Origin of the sequence: Pelomonas baiyunensis (assembly GCF_043555935.1) — a bacterium.
In the GTDB taxonomy this organism is placed as follows: Bacteria; Pseudomonadota; Gammaproteobacteria; order Burkholderiales; family Burkholderiaceae_C; genus Pelomonas; species Pelomonas baiyunensis.
In genome coordinates, this window is the sequence record NZ_JBIGIB010000001.1 from 1,022,037 (window position 1) to 1,038,057 (window position 16,021).

The 16,021-nt window shown below is 67.4% G+C and carries 13 protein-coding genes; 6 read left to right on the forward strand and 7 right to left on the reverse strand.

Annotation, left to right across the window (positions count from 1 at the left end; all coding sequences use genetic code 11):
- Positions 1 to 7 precede the first annotated feature (7 nt).
- The 3 genes from ACG01O_RS04590 to ACG01O_RS04600 all read left to right on the forward strand — a co-directional run bounded on the left by ACG01O_RS04590 (position 8) and on the right by ACG01O_RS04600 (position 3,768).
- The gene (locus ACG01O_RS04590) at positions 8 to 940 is read left to right on the forward strand and encodes an electron transfer flavoprotein subunit alpha/FixB family protein (protein ID WP_394381793.1); all 933 of its coding nucleotides are present in this window, start codon (positions 8 to 10) and stop codon (positions 938 to 940) included.
- A gap of 75 nt (positions 941 to 1,015) precedes the next feature.
- The gene (locus tag ACG01O_RS04595) at positions 1,016 to 2,803 is read left to right on the forward strand and encodes an acyl-CoA dehydrogenase (RefSeq protein WP_394381794.1); all 1,788 of its coding nucleotides are present in this window, start codon (positions 1,016 to 1,018) and stop codon (positions 2,801 to 2,803) included.
- An 11-nt stretch (positions 2,804 to 2,814) separates the two neighbouring features.
- Positions 2,815 to 3,768 (forward strand): NAD(P)H-dependent flavin oxidoreductase, encoded by a 954-nt coding sequence (locus ACG01O_RS04600; RefSeq protein WP_394381795.1) that lies wholly within the window; start codon positions 2,815 to 2,817, stop codon positions 3,766 to 3,768.
- Between the two features lie 50 nt (positions 3,769 to 3,818).
- Here ACG01O_RS04600 and ACG01O_RS04605 read toward each other — a convergent pair whose 3' ends face one another.
- The gene (locus ACG01O_RS04605) at positions 3,819 to 5,939 is read right to left on the reverse strand and encodes a heavy metal translocating P-type ATPase (RefSeq protein WP_394381796.1); all 2,121 of its coding nucleotides are present in this window, start codon (positions 5,937 to 5,939) and stop codon (positions 3,819 to 3,821) included.
- Between the two features lie 90 nt (positions 5,940 to 6,029).
- Between ACG01O_RS04605 and ACG01O_RS04610 the strand changes: the two genes are divergently transcribed.
- From ACG01O_RS04610 to ACG01O_RS04620, 3 genes are all read left to right on the forward strand, one after another.
- Positions 6,030 to 6,284 (forward strand): hypothetical protein, encoded by a 255-nt coding sequence (locus ACG01O_RS04610; RefSeq protein WP_394381797.1) that lies wholly within the window; start codon positions 6,030 to 6,032, stop codon positions 6,282 to 6,284.
- Positions 6,281 to 6,730: a Cd(II)/Pb(II)-responsive transcriptional regulator gene (cadR, locus tag ACG01O_RS04615; RefSeq protein WP_394381799.1), complete on the forward strand. Its 450-nt coding sequence runs from the start codon at positions 6,281 to 6,283 to the stop codon at positions 6,728 to 6,730. Before ACG01O_RS04610 ends, cadR begins: the two co-directional genes overlap by 4 nt.
- A 302-nt stretch (positions 6,731 to 7,032) precedes the next feature.
- Positions 7,033 to 8,766: a beta-1,3-glucanase family protein gene (locus ACG01O_RS04620; RefSeq protein WP_394381801.1), complete on the forward strand. Its 1,734-nt coding sequence runs from the start codon at positions 7,033 to 7,035 to the stop codon at positions 8,764 to 8,766.
- A gap of 21 nt (positions 8,767 to 8,787) precedes the next feature.
- Here ACG01O_RS04620 and ACG01O_RS04625 read toward each other — a convergent pair whose 3' ends face one another.
- The 6 genes from ACG01O_RS04625 to ACG01O_RS04650 form a co-directional block, all read right to left on the reverse strand.
- Positions 8,788 to 9,435, reverse strand: a complete 648-nt coding sequence (locus ACG01O_RS04625) for a trimeric intracellular cation channel family protein (protein WP_394381804.1) — start codon at positions 9,433 to 9,435, stop codon at positions 8,788 to 8,790.
- A 79-nt stretch (positions 9,436 to 9,514) separates the two neighbouring features.
- Positions 9,515 to 11,461 (reverse strand): 3'-5' exonuclease, encoded by a 1,947-nt coding sequence (locus ACG01O_RS04630; protein ID WP_394381806.1) that lies wholly within the window; start codon positions 11,459 to 11,461, stop codon positions 9,515 to 9,517.
- A gap of 49 nt (positions 11,462 to 11,510) precedes the next feature.
- Entirely contained in the window at positions 11,511 to 13,076 is a 1,566-nt protein-coding gene (locus ACG01O_RS04635) for an ABC transporter substrate-binding protein (protein WP_394381808.1), read from the reverse strand.
- Positions 13,073 to 14,659 carry an ABC transporter substrate-binding protein gene (locus ACG01O_RS04640; protein ID WP_394381809.1) on the reverse strand — a complete coding sequence of 529 codons (1,587 nt, stop codon included), beginning with the start codon at positions 14,657 to 14,659 and terminating at the stop codon, positions 13,073 to 13,075. The genes ACG01O_RS04635 and ACG01O_RS04640 overlap by 4 nt, the downstream gene beginning before the upstream one ends.
- 57 nt (positions 14,660 to 14,716) lie before the next feature.
- A complete protein-coding gene (locus ACG01O_RS04645; RefSeq protein ID WP_394381811.1) occupies positions 14,717 to 15,007 on the reverse strand; it encodes a hypothetical protein in 291 nt (96 codons plus the stop codon).
- A gap of 25 nt (positions 15,008 to 15,032) precedes the next feature.
- A complete protein-coding gene (locus ACG01O_RS04650; RefSeq protein ID WP_394381813.1) occupies positions 15,033 to 15,875 on the reverse strand; it encodes an isopenicillin N synthase family dioxygenase in 843 nt (280 codons plus the stop codon).
- Between the last annotated feature and the right edge of the window lie 146 nt (positions 15,876 to 16,021).

The window sequence follows — 16,021 nt, forward strand, 5'->3', positions numbered from 1 at the left end:
CTTTGACATGACCGCACTCGTCATTGCCGAACACGACAACGCCTCGATCAAGGGCGCCACGCTGAACACCGTGACTGCCGCCGCCGCCCTGGGTGGCGATGTGCACGTGCTGGTGGCTGGCCACAACGCGGCTGCTGCGGCCGCCGCTGCGGCGCAAATCGCCGGCGTGGCCAAGGTGTTGCACGCCGACTCGGCCGCCCTGGCTGAAGGCCTGGCTGAAAACGTGGCCGCGCAAGTCATCGCGCTGGCCTCGGGCTACAGCCACATCCTCTTCCCCGCCACCGCCGCCGGCAAGAACGTCGCTCCGCGCGTTGCCGCGCTGCTGGACGTGGGCCAGATCAGCGACATCACCAAGGTCGTGAGCGCCGACACCTTCGAGCGTCCGATCTACGCCGGTAACGCCATCGCCACCGTGCAGAGCGGCGACGCCACCAAGGTGATCACTGTGCGCACGACCGGCTTTGACCCGGCGGCCTCCGCCGGTGGTTCCGCTGCTGTGGAATCCGCTGCTGCCGCTGCCGACTCGGGCAAGAGCAGCTTCGTGGGCCGTGAGGTCACGAAGAGCGACCGCCCCGAGCTGACTGCTGCCAAGATCATCGTGTCGGGCGGCCGCGCGCTGGGCTCGAACGAGAAGTTCATGGAAGTGCTGACGCCGCTGGCCGACAAGCTGGGCGCGGCCCTGGGTGCCTCGCGTGCTGCGGTGGACGCGGGCTACGCCCCCAACGACTGGCAGGTCGGCCAGACCGGCAAGATCGTGGCCCCCCAGCTGTACGTGGCGGCCGGCATCTCCGGCGCCATCCAACACCTGGCCGGCATGAAGGACTCCAAGGTCATCGTGGCCATCAACAAGGATCCGGAAGCCCCGATCTTCTCGGTGGCCGACTACGGTTTGGAAGCCGACCTGTTCACGGCCGTGCCGGAACTGGTGAACACGCTGTAAATCGCACGCTGACTGCACCGGGCGCCCCGACTTTGGTCGTTGCGGCGCCCTTTTTGTATCCGCCTGGAGGAACAAATGAGTTACCAAGCCCCCGTGAAGGACATGCTCTTCAACATCCAGCACCTGGCTGGACTGGAGACGCTGACGCAACAGATCCCCGCCTTTGCCGACTTCGGCCTGGACACCGCCGGTGCCGTGCTGGAAGAGTGCGCCAAGCTCACGCAAGACGTCATTGCCCCGCTGAACTGGGACGGCGACAAGAACCCGTCGTTCTGGAAGGACGGCCAGGTCACGACCACGCCCGGCTTCAAGGACGCCTTCCGCGCCTACGCCGAAGGCGGCTGGCAGGGCTTGCAGCACCCGACCGACTTCGGCGGTCAGGGCGCGCCCAAGACGATCGCCGCGGCTTGCAATGAAATGCTGCAGGCGGCCAACATGAGCTTCGCGCTGTGCCCGCTGCTGACCGACGGCGCCGTTGAAGCGTTGCTGACGGCCGGCAGCCCGGAGCAGCAAGCCACGTTCATCCCGAAGCTGCTGGACGGCTCCTGGACCGGCACCATGAACCTGACCGAGCCGCAAGCCGGTTCGGACCTGGCCCTGGTGCGTACGCGCGCCGAGCCGCAGGCGGATGGCACCTACAAGATCTTCGGCACCAAGATCTTCATCACCTACGGTGAGCACGACATGGCCGAGAACATCGTCCACCTCGTGCTGGCCCGCGTGGCTGGCGCGCCGGAGGGCGTGAAGGGCATCAGCCTGTTCATCGTGCCGAAGTTCCTGGTGAATGCCGACGGCTCGCTGGGCGCACGCAACGACGCGCATTGCGTGTCCATCGAGCACAAGATGGGCATCAAGGCCAGCCCCACGGCGGTGTTGCAGTTCGGGGACCACGGCGGCGCCATCGGTCAGCTGATCGGTGAAGAAAACCGCGGTCTGGAGTACATGTTCATCATGATGAACGCGGCTCGCTACGGCGTGGGCCTGCAGGGCGTGGGTATTGCCGACCGCGCCTACCAAAAGGCCGTGTCGTACGCGAAGGACCGCGTGCAATCGCGCCCGGTCGATGGCTCCAAGCCCGGCAGCGCCACCATCATTCACCACCCGGACGTGCGCCGCATGCTGATGACGATGCGCGCGCTGACCGAAGGCTGCCGTGCGATGGCCAGCACCGCCGCAGCCGCCTTCGACGCTGCGCACCATCACCCCGACGCTGACGCGCGCAAGCAAAACCAGGCGTTCTACGACTTCATGGTGCCGCTCGTGAAGGGCTACAGCACCGAGATGAGCCTGGAGGTCACGAGCCTGGGCGTGCAGGTGCACGGCGGCATGGGTTTCATTGAGGAAACCGGTGCGGCGCAGTACTACCGCGATGCCAAGATCCTGACCATCTACGAAGGCACGACGGCCATCCAGGCCAACGACCTGGTGGGCCGCAAAACCGCACGCGATGGCGGCCAGCTGGCACGCGGCATTGCCGGGCAGATCGAGGTCACGGAAGGTCAACTGGCCCAACGTGACAGCGCTGCGGCGCGCGCGGTGCTGAAGGCGCTGCGCGCCTCTCGCGAGGACTTCCTGGCCGTGGTGGACTTCATCGCAGGCTCCGCCAAGGGCACCCCGAACGCGGCTTATGCCGGCTCGGTGCCGTACCTCATGCTCGCCGGCAACCTGGTGGCGGGCTGGCAACTGGCGCGTGCGCTGCTGGTGGCCGAAGACGCCTTGGCAACGGACACCGCCTTCATGCAGGCCAAGATCGCCACCGCGCGCTTCTATGCCGAACACATCCTGCCGCGCACCGGTGCTCTGCGTGCCGCCATCGTCGATGGCGCCGACAGCGTGACCGAACTGGCGCTGGACGCCTTCTGAGGAGACAGACCTTGGCATTGCCCGACATCCTGAAGAACCTGCCGCTGCCGGTCATCGGCTCGCCGCTGTTCATCATCAGCAACCCCAAGCTCGTCATCGAGCAGTGCAAGGCCGGCGTCGTCGGCTCCATGCCCGCGCTCAATGCCCGCCCGGCCGAACTGCTGGACGAGTGGCTGAACGAGATCACGACCGAACTTGCCGCCTACAACAAGGCCAACCCCGACAAGCCCGCCGCGCCGTTCGCCATCAACCAGATCGTGCACAAGAGCAACGACCGGTTGGAGCACGACATGGCGGTGTGCGCCAAGTACAAGGTGCCCATCGTCATCACCAGCCTGGGCGCGCGGGAGGACGTGAACGCCGCCGTGCACGCCTGGGGCGGCATCGTGCTGCACGACGTCATCAACAACAAGTTCGCCAAGAAGGCCATCGAGAAGGGCGCGGACGGCCTGATCGCCGTGGCCACGGGTGCTGGCGGCCATGCGGGCGTGAAGAGCCCGTTCGCGCTGATCCAGGAAATCCGTGAGTGGTTCGACGGCCCGTTGGCGCTGTCGGGTTCCATCGCCACGGGCGACGCCATCCTGGCCGCGCAGGCCTGCGGGGCCGACCTGGCCTACATCGGCTCCGCCTTCATCGCGACCGACGAGGCGCGTGCCAGCGCCGAATACAAGCAGATGGTGGTGGACTGCAACAGCGACGACATCGTCTACAGCAACCTCTTCACCGGCGTGCACGGCAACTACCTGCGCGGCTCGGTGGTGGCCGCCGGCCTGGATCCGGACAACCTGCCCGAGAGCGACCCGAGCAAGATGAACTTCGGCGGTGGCGCGGCCAAGGCCTGGAAGGACATCTGGGGCAGCGGGCAGGGCATCGGCGCGGTGCGCGAAGTGCTGCCCGCCGCCCAACTGGTGGCGCGCTTCAAGCGTGAGTACGCCGCCGCACGGGCCCGGTTGGCCTTGGGCTGATCCGCGCTCCTCGCACGCAGCACGGCCACCTTCGGGTGGCCGTTTTCATGTCAGCGCCGCACGCCGCGCAGCAGGCGCAGCCCGTTGAACACCACCAGAAGGCTGGCGCCCATGTCGGCAAACACAGCCATCCACATCGTTGCGTTGCCGAACACGGCGAGCCCGAAGAACACCGCCTTGATGCCCAGTGCCAATGCGATGTTCTGCCACAGCACCGCGTGGGTGCGGCGGGACAGGCGGATGGTCTCGGCCACCTTGCGCAGGTCGTCGTTCATGATGAGCACGTCGGCCGCCTCCTTGGCGGTGTCGGTGCCCGCCGCAACCATCGAGAAACCCACGGTGGCCGCAGCCAGGCTGGGCGAGTCGTTCACGCCGTCGCCCACCATGCCCACCGGTCCCTCGCTCTGAAGGGCCGCCACGAGTTGCAGCTTGTCGTGCGGCATGAGCTGGGCCCGCACGTCGGTGATGCCGACTTGGGCTGCAATGGCCTGGGCCGTGGCCGGGTTGTCGCCCGTCAGCATGACCGTGCGCACGCCCAGCGCGTGCAGTTCCGCCACGGCGTCTCGGCTGGTGGCGCGTGCGGTGTCGGCCACGGCGAATGCGGCGAGGGCGCGGTGTGCATCGGCCAGCACCGACACCGTCCGCCCCAGCGCCTCCTGCTCATGCATCCACGTGTCCAGGGTGGCGCTGCCCGCGAGGTTGCGCGCCAGCAGTCCGCGGGGGTGGCCAAGGGTCAAGGTGCGCCCTTGGATTTCGCCGTGCACGCCCACGCCCAGGTCTGCTCCGAAGGCCTCCACAGGCAGCGCCTCGCCCGCCAGCCCCGAGGCCACGGCTTTGGAGACCGGGTGGTCTGACCGCGCCGCCAAACTGCGCGCCAGGCGCAGCACGTGCTCCGGTGGCAGGTCGGCCGCAAGGACGTGGTGGGCGACCAGCTCGGGCCGCCCCTCGGTGAGCGTGCCGGTCTTGTCCAGCGCCAGCATTTTCAGCCGGCGGGCCTGCTCCAGATGCACGCCCCCCTTGATCAAGATGCCGCGGCGCGCGGCGGCAGCCAGGCCGCTGACGACGGTGACCGGCGTGGAGATGACCAGGGCGCACGGGCACGCGATCACCAGCAGGACCAGCGCTTTGTACAGGCCTGTCAGCCAAGGCCAGCCCAGCAGCCACGGCGTGCCCAGGGCCACGGCCAGTGCGAGCACGAACACCGCCGGCGTGTAGACAGCGGCGAACCGGTCGACAAAGCGTTGTGTTGGCGCCCGCTGGCTTTGGGCCGACTCGACCGCGTGGATGATGCCGGCCAGCACCGTGTCGGTCGCCCGCCGGGTCACCTCGAACTCCAGGGCTCCGGCCTGGTTGATGGTGCCGGCATAGACCGGGTCGCCCGGGCCTTTGTCCACCGGCAGGCTCTCACCGGTGACGGGGGATTGGTCCACGGCGCTGTGCCCCAGGGTGACGCGCCCGTCCAGCGCGAAGCGCTCGCCCGGCTTCACGCGCACCACGGCGCCCACGGCGATGCCGTCTGCGGCCACGCGCATCCAAGCCCCATCGGGCTGGCGTACCTCGGCCTCGTTCGGCGACAGCGCCAGCAAGCTGGCAATCGCGTCGCGCGCCCGTTCCACCGACCTGGCCTCGATCAGTTCGGCCAGCGCATACAGCGCCATCACCATGGCCGCTTCGGGCCATTGCCCGATGACGAAGGCGCCGGTCACGGCCACGGCCATCAGCGCATTGATGTTGAGCTGCCCGCGCGCCAGCGCCGCCAGACCTTTGCGAAACACCGCCAGGCCCGACAGGGCAATCGCCAAGGCCGCCACGGCCATGCCCGCCCACTGCCAAGGCAGCGTGTCGGGCGCCATGAAGTGCAGGGCCTCGGCGGCTGCAGCCACACCCAGGGCTGCGACGAGGCGCGCCTGCTCTGCGCTGCGGGCCCGGGCCGTGTCGGCCGCGGCGGGTGGGGCGGACAGGGTTTGCGTGCTGAAGCCGGCCCGTTGGATGGCAGCCGTGATGGCCTCCCAGCGCGCGGCCGGGGCGTCAATGCGGAGTGCGCGGGCGGGCAGGTCGAACTGCAGGTGATGCACGTCCGACAGGCCTTCGAGCGCGCGACGGATCTGCGCCTCTTCGGTCGGGCAGTCCATCGCCGGAATGCGCAGCAGCAGGGCGCCGGCGGTGCCCACGGGGCGGGGCAGGGCCGTGGCCTCGCCACAGGCACCGCCATGGCAGCAGCTCGCAGCGGCGGGGGCTGAGACGGCGCAGGCGTCGTGTCCGTGGGCATGCCCGTGCTCGTGCCCGTGGTCGTGGTCTTTGCAGTGACCGTGACCGTGATCGCCGTGATCGTCGGCGTGATCGTCGGCGTGATCGTGGGCGTGATCGTGGGCGTGATCGTGCGTGTTTCGGTGGGCTTGTGGGTGGGAAGTCATGCGCGGGCTCAGGCGTTGTTGGGGGAATTGGAATCCCTGGAGCAACTCCAGAGTCAAGTGCTTAGACTCGGTCCCTGCCTCGCCGATGAAAGCACGCCATGAAGATCGGAGACATCGCCGCCGCCTCGGCCACGGCCATCGACACCATCCGCTACTACGAGCGGGAGGGTTTGCTGCCCGCGCCGGCCCGCACGGCGGGTGGTTTTCGGGTGTACGAGGCGGTACACCTGGAGCGCCTTCAGTTCATTCGCTACTGCCGCGGGCTGGACATGTCACTCGACGAAGTGCGCGTGCTGCTGCGGGTGAAAGACGCGCCCGGTGCTGACTGCGGGGATGTGAACGCGCTGCTGGACGCGCACATCGGCCATGTGTCGCAGCGCGTGCGCGAACTGCGGGCGCTGGAGAAGCAGCTCAAGGACTTGCGGCAGCGTTGCGGCGCAGCCCAGGGCGCGGCGCAGTGCGGCATCTTGAACGGCTTGGCCGCAGCAGCCCAGGAAGGGGGCGCACCGGTGGTGGCGTCGCATTTGCGGTCGGTGCACGGGCACTGAGCGACGGGCCTAGGGAAGCGCCGTCCCTGAACCTGGTGACGTCCAAGCCGGGCGGTCACGGGTAATCCATGAAACCGCTTTCTTGCCTCCCCAGGGAGGATCGCGCCTTGATTTGAAAGCGCTTTCATTGCGCCCTCGAATTGCGACCTCGTTCCGGCAGCGGCTGCATGCCGGAACGCGCAGTAGGTCTTCGCAGTCGCGACCGGCCTCTTGATCCCGAAACACGTTGGGGCCCTGAACCACCTGCCGATCCGGGCGACGAGCGGGTGAAGGAGACAAAGGTGAATCTATTCATGCGTTGCATGCGCTTCCTGAGTGCGTGCTTTTTGCTGACGCTGGGCCTCTTCGGCACGGCTTCGGCGGCGGACTACGACCAAGGCGTGACCGTCAGCGGCACCACGGCCACCATTTGGTTCAAGTCCAACGTGGCCACCACCTGGGTCGACGTTCACTACACCGTGAACAACGGCGCCCAGCAAAACATCCGCATGCCGGCTGCCAACGGCCGCTACGAGCAGAAGCTGACGGTCGCCAGCGGCAACGTCATCGGCTACTGGTTCACGTACAACAACGGCGCGCCGGCGTACGACACGCCGAAGTTCAGCTACACGGTCAACGGCAATACTGCGACCGGCCCGATCTGCTTCTACGCGGATGTGAACTACACCGGCGACAGCCTGTGCGTGAGCGCGGATTCCAGCTGGATCGGCACCGCCTGGAACGACCGCATCTCGTCGGTCAAGGTGCAGGCGGGTTATCAGCTCACGCTCTACAACGACATCAACTTCGGTGGTTCGTCGCTGGTGTTGACCGCCAACGAGCCCAACCTCGTGAACCGGGGCTTCAATGACCGGACCTCGTCCTACAAGGTCGGCCAGGCCTCGGGCACCTGGAACGGTCGCACCACGTTCAACATCGTGAACCAAACCGCCGGCCGCTGGACCGACGATCAGGTCTACTGGGCCATCATTGGCCGCGACTGGTCGACCGGCAAGTTCGTGCGCGTGGATGCCTCGGGCAACCTGATCCCCATGTCCACGGGCGACAACGGCGCGCTGACCAAGGCGGGCGTCACCTACACGAACTACTTCCACAAACTGAGCAACACCCGCTCGGTGACCATCCCGCCGCTGGACTCGGCCCGCGTGCTGATGTCGGTGGGCTCGCCCATGTACATCCGCGTGGTGGTGGATGGCAATGGCAACGTCGGCTATGCCGGCGCCAACATCGAGAACCCGAGCGACCCCAACATCGACGTCTACTTCGACTTCGGTGAAATGGCCATCCTGCCCCCGGGCAACGCCAACCCCGGCATCTTCGTGAACACCACCCGCGTGGACCAGTTCGGTTTCCCCGTGAAGCTGCGTGTGCAAGGCTTGGGGGGCTTCGACCAGTCGGTCGGCGAGCCGCTCACCGAAACGCGAGACCAACTGTTCAGCCGCTACCAGGCGGAAGTGCCGGCCGAGTTCCGCAACCTGGCCCAAGCGCCGTACTCGCCGTACCGCATCACTGCGCCCGCCCACGGCAACTTCAAGCCGGGCGGCGCCAACGCCAACTACCTGCAGCCCTACATCGACGCCGTGTGGGCCCGCTACCGCAACGAAGACCTGGTGTTCACGCTGCAGAACCTGGGCACCTTCCGTGGCCGCATCAGCGGTGACCGCTTCACCTTCACGGGGGGCTCGCCGGCCGGCACGTTCTACATCAACGGCAAGCCCGACACCGCCATGGTGCTGCTGGGTGCGGGCCTGCTGGCCGATGCCAGCGGCAACCCGACCAACATCGGCACGCAGCTGCAGATCCAGGCGCAAATCTGCGCCGCGCTGAACCGCCATGTGCTGGAAACGCCGGCCAACTGGTATGTGCAGTCGGCCCACCACCCGGCCGGTCAGCGCAGCAACTGGTTCTCCAAGTTCTGGCACGACCACAGCATCAACAAGAAGGCCTACGGCTTTGCGTATGACGATGTGGGCGACTTCAGCCCGTCCATCCACACCGCAGCGCCCACGACGGTGACCTTCACCATCGGCTGGTAAGCCGCCGGTTCGCTGCCGCGCTCAGCGCCTGTGAAGGCGCCAGGCCGGCAGCGTCCAGCCCGACCACAAGGCCAGGCCGCGCAGCAGCACTGCTGTCGCGGCCGCGGTGCTGATGGCGGCCCACTGCGGCGCATTCAGCGCCACCGCGGCCACCAGCACCCAGGCCCCCACGAAGCTGCACAGCGCGTAGGGCCGGTGGTCGTGAAACGCCGCCGGGATCTCGTTGCACACGATGTCTCGCAGCACGCCGCCAAACACCGCGGTGATCACCCCCATCAACACCGCCACGATGGCGGGCATGCCCGCGTCCAGCGCCACCAGCGTGCCGTTGGCCGTGAACAGGCCCAGCCCCAGCGCGTCGGGCCATTGAATGGCCCGCTCGGTCAGCGCCACATGCCGGCGCCGCATGCCCAGCATCGCCACCAGGCACAGGCCCATCAAGCCCCACAGCCAATCGGCGTGTTCCACCCAGAAGAACGGGCGCCGGTCCAGCAGCACATCGCGCAGCGTGCCGCCGCCGAAGGCCGACAAGCCGGCCACGACGCACAGGCCCACCATGTCCAGTTGCTTGCGGGCACCGGCCAGCAGGCCGGACAGCGCGAAGGCCAGCGTGGCCGCGATTTCCACCGCCGCTTGCAGGGTCGAGAAGTTCAGAACGGGAGGTTTCATGGGCAGGTCGTGGGTGGGCCGCCGCAGGGCGTGCCGAGTTCTGTGCCGCGGCGCGCGGTAGGCGCCGCCGTGACGCGATTCAGATGAGAAAGCGCGCGTCCTTCAGAAAGCGCGACGGGCGTGCGGGGTCGAAGGTCAGCGTCAGCCGCTGGCGTGAACGGGTGAGGGCCACGTACAGCAGGTTGCGGTTCTCCACCGTGCCTGCGCCGAATTCGCCCGCCGTGAGGTGCGGCAGCACCACATGGTCGAACTCCAGGCCTTTGGCCGCTTCGATGCTGGACAGCACCACGCGCTCGCTGCCACGGCTGCGCTGGCGCACGGCGTCCAGCTGGTTGAAGAGGCGAAACGCCGCGTCCACATCGCCCCCCTCGGCCAGCGCGACGCGGTGCAACTGGGTGATGTTGGCCGCCACCCGCTCGGCATCGGCCTCGCGAACGAACACGCGGGCGGCCAGACGGTGTGGGTCCAGCAGGGTCAGGAACGACGCTTCGAACGCGTCGGCATCGCCGCTGCGCAGCAACGCCAGGGTGGCCTCCAGCGCGCGGCGGGCTGCGGGCTGGGCACTGCGCAAGGCGTGCCCCTCCACGAAGCTGTGGGTGCTGTCGGCCGATGCGGCGGCTTCGGCCACCGCCACGCGTTGGGCGTCGCGGGCGTCCAGGTGGCGCAGCTCCAGGCTGTCCACCCGCGCGCCGGTGAACAGCAGCCAGGCGTCCAGCAGGCGGGCGCGTTGCTCAGGCGTGCTGAAGCCGGCGTAGTCCTGCCGGGCATGCGCGTGCAGGCCGCGCACCAGCAGAATCTCCGGCCGCGCCAGGTAGGGCGCAAAGCCCGCGGTCCCGTAGGCAATGCCGTGCCGCAGCAGCTCATGCTCGATCAGCACCGACTGCGACGCGTGCCGCAGCAACACGCGCAGCGCGGTTTGCGCCGTCTGTGCGTGGTGCGCCTGGGCCAGCCGCGCGATGAGTTCCGCCGCGAGGCGGGGCGTGTCGCAGGGTTCCAGGGCGATGTGCGTCTGGGCTTGCGGGTCCGCCGCGTAGGGCTTGCGGGCCAGGGCGCCGACATGCTGCGCCAGCTGGGTGCTGAAGCGCCGGGTCGTGGTGAGCGGCAGCACCTCGGGCTGGCCGATCTCGGCCTTGAAGTGCTCGGCCATGAAGGCGGCCTCCGCGCCGGTTTGCGCGTGGATGACCTGGTCCCGGTCGCCCACGCCCACGAACGCGGCGCGCGGGCTGCTGGCCAGTACGGCCTTGAGCACGGTGAACGCGGCGCGGTTCAGGTCGTGCATCTCGTCCACGCAGATCAGCGCCAGGCCGTGGGGCAGGGCGGTGTCGCCAGGCTGGACTTCACCACTCAACAACTGCCGGGCCAGGTCGTAAGGGCCGTCCCCGGCGTAGCGGAACTCGGGGTGGTCCGGGTGCCCGCCGCGGCGGATGAATTCGTAGCACAGCCAGGTGCGCAGGGTGAGGTAGTCCAGCCCCAGGTCGGCCGCGATGGCCGGTGTCAGTCGCTGCTCGGCGTCCAGTTGCTGCAGCAGCATGCGGCCCTTGATGGTGTCGAAGCTTTGCAGCAGGCCTTCCACGAGGTCCGCCGGCCGGGCGTCGGTGTCGAGGTCGTCCGGGTGGGGTTCGTCGGGCAGCGTGAGGGCGCGCTCCACGGCGCGCACAACATAGGGTTGCACCTGCTCGGGCGTTTCCAGCCCGGGCGTTGTGCCGCCTTCGGCGATGGCCAGCACCTCGCGGCTGAAGGTCTCGTAGCTCAGCACGCGCAGGCGCGCCAGCGTACTTTTCTCGACGCCGATGAAGGCCAGGCGTGCCTTGAGCGCGTCCACCGCCGGCTCGGTGGTGGTGAGCGCGAGCACGCTTTCGGGCGGCGCGCCCCGGTGCAGCGCCTGCGCGATGCGCAGGGCCAGCGTCGTGGTCTTGGCCGCGCCTGCGTTGGCTTCCACCAGCAGCAGCCGCGTGCGGCGCAGCTGAATGGCGAGCTGCTCTTCGCTGGGGGTGATGTGTCGGGGCTGGAACGCGGCGTCGCTCATGGCGCGGATTGTCCCGCGCGGGCGTGGCCCGGTCGCCGGCCTCAACCGATCACTTCACCGTGGCCAAGCGAATCTGCGGGGCGTCGTTCGCCGCGTGCGGAATGCTGACCCCAGCCTTCATCGCCCACGGCCGCACCTGATGGTGCAGTGGAATGAAGAGGACTTCGTCTCGGGTTCGCTTGAGCGCGTCCTGCATCTGGCCGAGGCGCTTGGCGGGGTCGGTCTCGCTGCGCATCTGTTGCACAAGTCCGTCCACCACCGGGTCACTCAAGCGGAAGTAGTTGCCTTTGCCGTCGGCGCCTGAGGTGCGGGTGTGCACGATGTCTTGCAGCGTGTACTGCGCGTCGAACGTGTTCACGCCCCAGCCGTACAAGCCGAAGACGAGGTCAAAGGCCTGCAGCGCCGGCGTGAACTGCGACATGGGCTGGGTGGTCAGCTTGGCGCGCACGCCGATCTTGGACCACATCGCCACCGCCGCCTGGCAAATCTCCTCGTCGTTCACGTAGCGGTCATTTGGGCAACGCAGCGGCACCTCAAACCCATCGGCGTAGCCGGCCTCCGCCAGCAGGGCCTTGGCGCGAGCGAGGTCCACGGGCGTGGCAGTGTCCAAGTCAGCACTCCAGCCGGCCGTGCCCGGCGCCACCATCAAGCCGGCGGGAACGGAGTAGCCCCGCATCATGCTGCGCTTGATGGCCTCGCGATCCAGGGCCAGGCTCAGCGCCTGGCGCACGCGCTTGTCCTTGAAGGGGTTGCGGCCCTTGACCGAGCTGCCACGGAGTTCGTCGCTGCCCTGGTCCATGAAGAAAAAGATGGTGCGGTTCTCCGGCCCGTCGATGATCTTCAGCCGCGGGTCGGCCTTGAGCTTGGCCACGTCCTGCGGGGGCAGGTCGGTCAGCAAGTCCACGTCACCGGACAGCAGGGCCGCAACGCGCGTGGCGTCTTGCTTGATGGGCAGGTAGGTCAGCTCGGTCACGTTGCCGCGGGGTTGGTCCCACCAGGCCGCGTTTTGCGTGAACTGCAGTTTCTGGTCGGGCTGCCAAGACACCACCTTGTAGCGACCGGTGCCATTGGCGTTGCGAGAGCAGAACGTTTCTTCCTTGTCCTTGAGCTCCTGCGGCTTCTCGCACTTGTTCTTGACCAGCCACTCCTTGCTGAGCACGCGCACGTAGGTCAGGTTGCGCAGCAGCACCGGTTGGGGCGAATCCAGCAGCAGGTCAACCGTGTAGTCGTCGACCTTGCGCACATCCTTGATGCCCGTGGCGAACACGGTCATTTTGCTGGCGGGATGGCGAATCCGGGCCATCGAGTACACGACGTCTTCGGCTGTCATCGCCTGGCCGTCATGGAACTTCACGCCCCGGCGCAACTCGAACCGAATCTGGGTGGGGCTGACCTGAGTCCATTTGGTGGCCAGTGCGGGTTCGATCTCGAACTTCTCGGTGTAGCGCACCAGGCTTTCGTAGGCATAGCCGGTGAGTGTGGTCGTGGTGCCGTGGTTGGCGGCGTGGGGGTCCAGCGACAAGATGTCGTTCTGCGCGGCCCATCGCAAGGGCGCGGCAGCGGCCAAGGTGGAGGTCAGCAGCAGGGTGACGGCGATGGGCGTGTGTGCGTTCATGGCTTGATGCTCGTGTAACGGGCTTCGAACTGGTCGTTGGAGCGGTGCAGGGTGTCCACCGCGGGCTTCATCGCCCACGGGCGGATCTGGTGGTGCAAGGGCACGAACAGTGCTTCGTCCCGGATGCGCAGCAGGGCCTCACGGATCTGCGCGTTGCGCTTGGCGGTGTCGGGCTCGAACTTGATCTGCTGGATCAGCGCGTCCAGCTTGGCGTCGCTCACCTTGCCGAAGTTGAAGTTGCCATCAGGCCCATTCGTGCGGGTGTGGCCCCAGGCCTGCATGGCGTACTGCGCGTCGTAGGTGGAAACGCCCCAGCCCAGCACGTAGAGCGGCGCCTCGCCCCGCTGGAAGGTTTGGCTGTGGGTGATGAACGGCGTGGCGATGAGCTTGGCCTTGATGCCGATCTTGGCCCACATCGCCACCGCCGCCTGGCACACCTGCTCGTCATTCACGTAACGGTTGTTGGGGCAGTGCAGCGGCACCTCAAAGCCCTGCGCATAGCCCGCGTCGGCCAGCAGCTTGCGGGCTTTGTCGAGGTCGGGTTTGGCCGGAACGTCCATCGCGGCGTCCCAGCCGTTCACGCCGGGCGGCACCATCAGGGCCGCCGGCACCGACAGCCCGCGCATGATGCTGCGCTTGATGGCTTCGCGGTCGATGGCCAGGTTCATGGCTTCGCGCACGCGCTTGTCCTTGAACGGGTTCTTGCCCTTCACGCTGGCGTCGCGCAGTTCGTCACTGCCCTGGTCCATCACGAAAAAGATGGTGCGCACTTCGGCGCCCTCGATCAGCTTGAGCTTGCCGTCTTCCTTGACCTTGAAGAAGTCGGCTGGCGGCAGGTCGGTCACGATGTCCACATCGCCCGACAGCAGGGCGGCCACGCGAGTGGACGGCGTCTTGATGGGCAGGTAGCTCAGCTCGGTGATGTTGCCCTTGTTCGTGCCCCACCAATCCTTGTTGGCAACGAGCTTGACGGCTTGGTCCGGTTGCCAGGACACAAAACGGTACGGCCCGGTGCCCACCGCGTTGCGGCTGGCGAAGTTTTCATCCTTGGCCTTGTAGTCGGCGATCTGCGCGGCGTTGTTCTTCACGCACCATGTCTTGCTCATGATGTTGAAGTTGACGATGTTGGGCAGCAGCATCGGCGTGGGGGCTTCCAGCAGCAGATCGACCGTGTGGTCGTCGATCTTGCGCACCTCCTTGATGCCCGACACGTAGGTCTGCTTGGTGCCCGAGGGCTGGCGGATGCGGTCGAAGCTGAACACCACGTCGTCGGCCGTGAATGGCGAGCCGTCGTGGAACTTCACGCCACGCCGCAGGTCGAATCGCACCTGAGTGGGCGACAGGTAAGTCCACTTGGTGGCCAGCGCCGGTTCCGGCTGGTAGGTCTCGTTGCGGCGGGTCAGCCCCTCGTAGATGTGGGCCGAGATGGTGTTGGAGCTGGTGTGGTCCTGCGAATGAGGGTCCAGCGTCAGGATGTCGTTCTGCGCGGCCCAGCGCAGCGGCGCGGCGTGGGTGGCGGAACTCAGAACCAGCGCCGCCAACAACGGCATCAGCGGCGGCAGCAGGCGCGACACAAGCTTCATCGGGCTCCCCTTGCACAGTGGTGCCCCATGCTAGTTCGCTGGGTGTGAAACGTGACGCTAGGGCTTGCCCGCAGGTTCCAGCGTGCAGTCGCAGCCCTGGCCGGCCGCAATCCAGCGGCGAACCCACCAGCGGCGCAGAGGCCCGGCGCGTTCGTCCAGCGCGCCGCAGCGGTAGCGTGTGCCATCCCATTGCAGCGCGGCGCAGGCGCCGTGCAGACGTCGCGTCAGCAGTACGCCCAGCGGGCAAGGCTCAGCCAGGCAGCACACGCCGCAGCCGTTGCAGGGCGCGCCCACCGTCGGCTTGGCCGGCGCGGCGGGCTGGATTTCAATGACGCGGTGGCGGCTCACCCCGCCATCGTCGCAGAGCCCGGGCTCAGGTCTTGACGCCCAGCTCGCGCAGACGCTCGTCCAAATATGCGCCGGCGGTGTAGCGGTCGCTCAGCACGACGTTGTCTCGCGGATGCAGGAACAGCGGCAACGACACGCGGCTCTTGGTGGCGCCTTCGCCGGTGGGGTTCACCACGCGGTGCTGGGTGGACGGGTAGTAGCCCGCCGAGGCTTCCTGCAGCATGTCGCCGATGTTGATGGTCAGCGTGCCGAAATCGCAGGGCACGTCATGCCAGGCGCCGTCTTTGCCCAGCACCTGCAGGCCGGGCTCGTTGGCCGCGGGCAGGATGGTCAGCAGGTTGATGTCGCCGTGCGCCGCGGCGCGCAGCGAGCCGGCGGGCTCCAGGCCGGTGAGCGGTGGGTAGCGCAGCACGCGCAGCAGCGTCTGGCTGCTGCCCGCGATCATGTTCGACAGCGGCTCGCGGTACTTGGCGGCGATTTCCGGCGGCGTGTAGCGCTCGACCCAGCCCAGCAACTCGGCGGCCAGCGCGTTGGCTTCGCGGTAGTAGGTGAGGGCGTCTTCCTTCAGCTGCGCCGGGACGCGGCCCCAGGGGTAGATGTGGAAGTACTCCTTGATGTCCTTTTGCGTCGAGCCCTTCGCGGTTTCGGAAATCTCGGTCGAAAAGTAGCCGTCTTGCGTTTCCTTGGAGAACGCGAAGTCGTGCTTGGCCTCCGTGTTGAAGAACGCGAGCCAGTCGGCGTAGATCTTCTCCACCAGGGCCTGGCGGATGGGGTGGTTGGTGAGGACGCCGAACCCGGTTTCGTGCAGTGAACGGGTGAACTTTTCGGCCGCGTCTGGAGCGCGGTAATCAACGACCTGGACGTGCATGGGGATCTCCTGAATGTCCCTCGCGCAGCCATTCAATCTCGGGGCTGTCGCACCGCAAGTTTACGGTTCAGTCAACTTTTTATGATCTGGGTCAGTGACGGATGTCGCACATCGTCCGCATTGCCGGGCAAACCCGAGGTGCTAGA